Genomic DNA, 1,233 nt, shown 5'->3' with positions numbered 1-1,233 from the left:
ATAAATTCTCTCTAGCATTTTCTGGCTCTCGGGGTTTAGGTCTCTAATCAATCTCATTGTATTTTCCTGCTGCTTCGTTTTTTTATGTATTATACTTCTTAATTTTTTATTTGGGTAATTAATTTTGCATGACTACTTATTGGTGTTCTGTCAGAACCTTCCCTCCTCAACCTTAGCCAATACCCGCACTTGCACGGTGGTCAGGGGTTCGGTACACGACGGCGACACGATTAGGGTCGATTGTGACGGAAAAGAGCAGAGAATCAGATTCGCTTGTGTTGATGCCCCAGAAATCAAACAGGAAAACGGCATCGCCAGTCGTGATCACTTGCGATCGCTACTCAACCGAGCGAATAACCAAGTCAGCATCAATGCGGTTGATACTGATCCCTTTGGGCGCACCGTGGCCGAGGTGTACGCCAACGGTCAGCTAGTTCAACTGCAGCAGGTAAAAGATGGTATGGTTTGGGCTTACGATCGATTCAAGGGCAACTGTCCAAGCTGGAATGAAATCGAAAGGGCTTTTACCGAAGCTCGATCGAACCGCAAGGGAATTTGCGGGGGAAACCCGATGCCACCCTGGGAATGGCGAAAACGGAATCGGTAGTTTTTGATCTGTAGAGATAGAAAAATTCCCAGAGGTAAATTATGAACAGAGATATTATTACTGGAATGGACGGCGAGATTTATGCCAGACTGGATCTGAGTCGGGAATGGGGCGGGGCGCTCGATCTGGGAACCGCAAGGACGGGCAAAAGCTTCGAGGTTGACGGTCATTTAGGGGAAACTAATCGCTGCGGCGTTTGGGATAGTGTGGACAGACTAAGATCAGGACTTCGCGTAACCTTCGTTTGGAACTCGCCACCGATCCCAACGTGATCACCGAGTTAGTGCGATTCGATAGTAAGGGTGTCGCAACTGTTGTTGGCTCGGTTGAATACGGCGGGAGCGAAGCGCTGGCTCTGCCAGTTCGATTATCCTTGAATTTAACACCGGGTCGCTACGGGCTAAGTTTCTTTGTCGAGGGAGATTTGATCTCCTATCAGGTTAATGCCAGTTTCATTTAGGGCTGTTGACTGATCGCTGATAACTGATAAGTACCTAGGCAAAATTAATTACATACTCGCCTCCAAAATTGTCCAGCACTTTTTTAACGTAAGCGAGGAGGCTCTTTCGGTCTTTATAGGCGCTAAATTCAATCCATTCATATTTTAAAAATCTCCATAATATTTC

2 protein-coding genes and 1 pseudogene are annotated in these 1,233 nt (G+C 46.6%); 2 read left to right on the top strand and 1 reads right to left on the bottom strand.

Annotated elements, in window-relative coordinates; translation table 11 throughout:
* Positions 1-142: 142 nt before the first annotated feature.
* Together O9323_RS13615 and O9323_RS13610 are read left to right on the top strand one after the other, a co-directional pair.
* On the top strand, positions 143-607 hold the full coding sequence (locus O9323_RS13615) for a thermonuclease family protein (RefSeq protein ID WP_288125283.1): 465 nt from the start codon (positions 143-145) through the stop codon (positions 605-607).
* Positions 608-851: 244 nt separating this feature from the next.
* On the top strand, positions 852-1,067 hold the full coding sequence (locus O9323_RS13610; protein ID WP_002774742.1) for a hypothetical protein: 216 nt from the start codon (positions 852-854) through the stop codon (positions 1,065-1,067).
* A gap of 34 nt (positions 1,068-1,101) precedes the next feature.
* Here the strand turns inward: O9323_RS13610 and O9323_RS13605 are convergent.
* Positions 1,102-1,233: pseudogene (locus O9323_RS13605) on the bottom strand (IS630-like element ISMae24 family transposase); the annotation flags it as partial.

It is taken from the genome of Microcystis sp. LE19-131.1A, assembly GCF_027532015.1.
Classification (GTDB): Bacteria; Cyanobacteriota; Cyanobacteriia; order Cyanobacteriales; family Microcystaceae; genus Microcystis; species Microcystis ichthyoblabe_A.
The sequence above is the reverse complement of the archived record's forward strand: the minus strand, read 5'-3'. Positions and strand labels throughout refer to the sequence as shown.